General features: G+C 71.2%; 1 protein-coding gene. It reads right to left on the bottom strand.

The features are described from left to right. Positions 1-2555, bottom strand: a 2555-nt coding sequence (locus ACH4F2_RS35625) for a beta-ketoacyl synthase N-terminal-like domain-containing protein (protein WP_398136772.1), incomplete at both ends; no start/stop codon positions are given.

Here is a 2555-nt window from a genome sequence, read left to right as displayed (position 1 = left end):
GGTTTTGAGGCGGGCGGCTTGGGCGTGCAGGGCGGTTTCGCTGGCGGCGGACAGGGTCCAGGGCACCACCGGCGCGGATGATGCTCCCTCCCCAGTCGCGGGCCCGTTCCCGGGGTCAGGCCTGCCCTCGGTGCCAGGCCCGTTCCCGGAGCCAGAACCACCCTCGGTCGCAGGCCCGTTCCCGGAGTCAGGTCCCTCAGCGGCAATCCCGTCATCGGTGGTGGGCTTGCTGCCGGCCGGTTCGGTGACGACGGCGGGCTGCTCGAGGATCACGTGCGCGTTGGTGCCACTGGCGCCGAATGAGGAGACGCCCACGCGGCGGGGTCCGCCGGTCTCGGGCCAGTCGGTCCGTTCGGTGAGCAACTCCACGGCACCGGAGGCCCAGTCGACGTGCGGGGTGGGCTCGTCGACGTGCAGGGTCTGCGGCAGCACCCCGTGCTGCATCGCCATGACCATCTTGATGACCCCGGCGACGCCGGCGGCGGCCTGCGTGTGCCCGATGTTGGACTTGAGTGAGCCGAGCAGCAGCGGCCGGTCGGTGTCGCGGTCCTGGCCGTAGGTGGCGAGGAGCGCCTGGGCCTCGATGGGGTCACCGAGGGTGGTGCCGGTGCCGTGGGCCTCCACCGCGTCGATGTCGGACGTCGACAGGCCGGCGTTGGCCAGGGCCTGGCGGATGACGCGCTGCTGGGAGGGTCCGTTGGGTGCGGTGAGGCCGTTGGAGGCGCCGTCCTGGTTGACGGCGGAGCCCCGGACCACGGCCAGCACCTGATGCCCGTTGCGACGCGCGTCGGACAGCCGCTCCACCAGCAGCATGCCGACGCCCTCGGCCCATCCCGTGCCGTCCGCGTCGGCGGAGAACGCCTTGCAGCGGCCGTCCGCGGCAAGCCCGCCCTGCCGCGAGAACTCCACGAAGATCTGTGGCGTCGCCAGCACGGTGACGCCACCCGCGAGTGCCATGGAACACTCCCCGCGCCGCAGCGACTCACATGCCAGGTGCAGGGCGACGAGCGACGACGAACATGCCGTGTCCACCGTCAGAGCGGGACCCTCCAGGCCGAACGTGTAGGACACCCGGCCCGACGCGACGCTGCCCGCGGTTCCCGTCCCCAGATAGCCCTCGACTTCCTCGGGCACTTCTCGGAGCCAGGAGGCGTAATCGTGGTACATCACGCCCGCGAAAACACCGGTACGGCTGCCCTTCAACGAGCCGGGGGCGATGCCGGCCCGCTCGATCGCCTCCCATGACGCCTCCAGCAGCAGTCGCTGCTGCGGGTCCATCGCCGCCGCCTCACGCGGCGAGATACCGAAGAACGCCGCGTCGAACCCGGCCGCGTCGTACAGGAAACCGCCGCCACTCGCGGACGACGTGCCCGCGCCGCCCTTCGCCCCGGCCAAGGCGGTGAGGTCCCAGCCCCGGTCGGACGGGAGGACGGACACGGCGTCGGAGGCCGAGTCGACGAACCGCCACAGGTCCTCGGGAGAGGTGACGCCGCCCGGGTAGCGGCAGCTCATACCGACGATGACGATCGGATCGTCGTCGGGAGCGGCCGGGGGCGTGGGCGCGGCCGGTGCTGCGGAGGTGCTCGTGCCCAACGCCTGGGCGAGCACGTACTCCGCCAGCACCTGCGGTGTCGGGTAGTCGAAGATCGCGGTCGCGGGCAGCCGTACGCCGGTGGCGGCGCTGATGCGGTTGCGCAGTTCCACCGCGGTCAGCGAGTCGAAACCGATCTCCTGGAACGTCCGCGTCGCCTCGACGGACTCCGTCGACGTGTGTCCGAGCACGGACGCGGCGTGTTCCCTCACCAGGTTCAGGACGTACTGCTCCTGCTCGCTCTCGGAACGGCCGGTGAGTTGGTGCCGCAACCCGGCCGGCGTACGGCGACCGCCCTGGACGGCGCGGCGGACCGGTGCGGCGACCAGCGCGCGCAGGACGGGCGGCAGAGTACCGATGGCCGCCTGTTCCCGCAGCGCGGGGAGATTCAGGGGATCGGCGAGCACCACGGGCTCACCGGAGGCGAGCGCGGCGTCGAACAGCTCCAGCCCCTGCTGGTCGGTCAGGCTGGTGCCGACCGCCCGGGAGATCCTCGACAGCTGCACCTCGTTCAGATCGCTGGTCAGTTCGCTGCGGTGTTCCCAGAAGCCCCAGGCGATGGAGGTGGCGGGGAGGTGTTGGGCGTGTCGGTGGGTGGCGAGGGTGTCGAGGTAGGTGTTGGCGGCGGCGTAGGCGGCTTGGCCGGCGTTGCCGAGGATGCCGGCGGCTGAGGAGAAGAGGATGAAGGCGGTGAGGTTGTGGTTGCGGGTTAGTTCGTGGAGGTGGTGGGCGGCGTGGGCTTTGGGGTTGAGGGTGTGGTGGAGGTGGGTGTGGTTGAGGTGGGTGAGGGTGGTGTCGTGGAGGGTGGCGGCGGTGTGGATGACGGTGGTGAGGTCGGGGATGGTGTTGATGAGGGTGGCGAGGGCGTGGCGGTCGGTGATGTCGCAGGGTTCGATGCGGACGTGTGCGCCGAGGTTGTGGAGTTCGGTGGCGAGTTGGGTGGCGCCGGGGGCGTTGGGGCCGC

This window comes from Streptomyces sp. NPDC017890 (assembly GCF_044328675.1).
Lineage (GTDB): Bacteria > Actinomycetota > Actinomycetes > Streptomycetales > Streptomycetaceae > Streptomyces.
This window is presented reverse-complemented; position numbering and strand designations above follow the sequence as displayed.